Origin of the sequence: Rhizobium tibeticum, from assembly GCF_900110205.1 — a bacterium.
In the GTDB taxonomy this organism is placed as follows: Bacteria; Pseudomonadota; Alphaproteobacteria; order Rhizobiales; family Rhizobiaceae; genus Rhizobium; species Rhizobium tibeticum.
Window position 1 is genome coordinate 1 of the sequence record NZ_FOCV01000127.1, and the last position, 2,419, is coordinate 2,419.

Genomic DNA, 2,419 nt, shown 5'->3' on the forward strand with positions numbered 1-2,419 from the left:
GACGGCGGCATGCCCGATCCTACCGTCGACCATCGCGTCCCAGTACGAGGTCTTGCGCAAGGCTGCTCTCGGCGCAGCGCTGCCGCTTATGGCCCGTAGCGGCCTGATGCTCTTTTTGCGCCGGGGCATGTGGGGATGGGCTCAGACGCTGACCGCAACAGCAATCACCCCGCGAGAGCAGAATTACCCATCGTCAATTGCTTGGCCGCTGCACCGCGGACACAGCGCCGTCGTTCACGTCCTTGCGACAATCGCCATGAGCATCAACGATCGGAGATCACGATGAATGTACATCTCAAAGTCCAGCCTCATCACCTCGAACGCAGCGCCTACCTCTACATCCGCCAATCTTCGATGCGGCAAGTCATCGACAATACCGAGAGCGCCATGCGGCAATATGCGCTTCGCGGGCGCGCTATCGCCCTTGGTTGGCGCGAGGAGCAGATTATCGTCATCGATAACGATCAGGGTGAATCCGGCGCATCGGCGGTCTGGCGCGAAGGATTTCAGCGGCTGGTCAGCGATGTCGGCATGGGGCATGCCGGGATCGTCATGGGCCTGGAGGTCTCCCGTCTGGCCCGCAACAATGCCGACTGGCAGCGGCTGCTGGAGATCTGCGCCCTTGCTGACACCCTGATCCTCGACGAGGATGGCGTCTACGATCCGGCAAGCTTCAACGACCGCCTCTTGCTGGGCCTCAAGGGAACGATGAGTGAAGCCGAACTGCATGTGATCAAGGCAAGGCTGCGCGGCGGCATCCTCAACAAGGCACGGCGCGGCGAGTTCCGCTGCCCCCTGCCAACCGGGCTGGTCTATGACCATTCCGGCAATGTGGCACTTGAACCAGACATGCAAGTCAGAGAGACGATCGTCCATTTCTTCGAGACGTTCTCTCGCGTCGGATCCGCCTCCCAGACCGTCAAGGCCTTTCGTCAGGAAGGCATTCTCTTTCCCTCACGCCTGCACGACAGCCAGACGGTATTCCGGCCACTGACGACTTCGACGGCGATGCGTGTGCTGCACAATCCACGTTACGCCGGAGCCTATGCCTATGGCCGCCGCCGCTATCGACGCACCATTGATGGCAAGAGGATTGTGCGTGAACAAGATAATGATGATTGGACGGCATGTATTCCAGATGCCCATCCCGGCTACATCAGTTGGGAGCAGCATCAGGAGAACCTGAGGATTCTGAAGTCGAACATCTGTCATAAATGGAACGCGGGGGTCGCATCACGTCCGCGCGAAGGCCCGGCACTGCTGCAGGGGCGGGCCGTGTGTGGGCAATGCGGCAGGCATTTTCGCATGCGCTACGCTGCCCGACGCGGCCGGCAGGAAGCCTGGTACGTTTGTGATCGCGCCCGTAGCAATCGCGGTGAACCCTTGTGCCAGGCGATCGCTGCACCTCCCGTCGACGAAGCCATCGGTATGCTGATCGCCGAGCAGATGACGCCGGCAGCCATCGAACTGGCAATTGAAGTCCGCAAAGAGATCGAAGCGCGACATGAAGAGGCGGATCGGCTGCGCTGTCGCGCGATCGAGCGCGCGCAAACGGAAGCCGATCTCGCCCAGCGCCGCTTCATGCTCGTCGATCCCAATAACCGCCTCGTCGCCGACACGCTCGAAGGCGAATGGAACGAGAAGCTCCGCATCCTGGCTAATGCCCGCGAAGAGCGCGAGCGCGTCCCGGAGCAAGATCAATTCATCCTCGATAAGGCCGTCCACGAGCGGTTGGTCGCAATGACGGCGGACTTCAAAAAACTCTGGACCAATCCAGAGACCCCGAACCGCGAACGAAAGCGCCTGCTTGCCCACATCATCGAGGACGTCACCCTCCTCAAGCTACCGAAGAGAGGCACAACCAAGGCTCATATTCGCTTCAAGGGCGGTAAAACCCAGACGCTCGTCACCATGAGCCCAAAATCCCCCAGCCAGCAGGTCAAGACGAACCCCGATATCATCGAACTGATCGACAAACTCCTCGACAATCATATTTTTTCCGAGATCGCAGAGATGCTCAACGATCAGGGATATCGTCCGGGCTCGGTGACGCGCCGTGATCAGCGGAATGCACGCTTCACAACCAAACGCGTCACCTATCTCGTGCGCGAATACAAGCTGATATCACGCTATGACCGGCTCCGGGATCGTGGGATGTTGACAAAAAAAGAGGCGGCTGCACACCTCAATATCCATGAGCATACCCTCGCCAGATGGGCTGAACACGGCCTCATCACCAGCCATGCCTACAACGGGCACTACTATCTGTACGAGCTTCCGGAGACAGATTTACCGCAAAAGCAATGCAGTCGATGGAACCAGCTCGTCGATCGCGTCGCCGCCCGTAAGGAAAATGCCAGACACGCCAAAACCTTCAACTGAATGCGAAAGAGAGATGCAATATGAACGCAGATCGTTC

2 protein-coding genes are annotated in these 2,419 nt (G+C 59.1%); both read left to right on the forward strand.

Annotation, left to right across the window (positions count from 1 at the left end; genetic code table 11):
• Window positions 1–286, forward strand: a 286-nt coding sequence (locus tag BSG20_RS37175; protein ID WP_210216969.1) for a hypothetical protein, incomplete at its 5' end; no start/stop codon positions are given.
• Window positions 283–2,382: a recombinase family protein gene (locus BSG20_RS35090; protein ID WP_072382002.1), complete on the forward strand. Its 2,100-nt coding sequence runs from the start codon at window positions 283–285 to the stop codon at window positions 2,380–2,382. The genes BSG20_RS37175 and BSG20_RS35090, both read left to right, overlap by 4 nt.
• The last annotated feature ends 37 nt before the right edge of the window (window positions 2,383–2,419 follow it).

What these genes read in the sequence shown, in the direction of transcription:
- BSG20_RS35090 (WP_072382002.1), top strand. Translation starts at nt 283, where the DNA reads ATGAATGTACATCTCAAAGTCCAGCCTCATCACCTCGAACGCAGCGCC.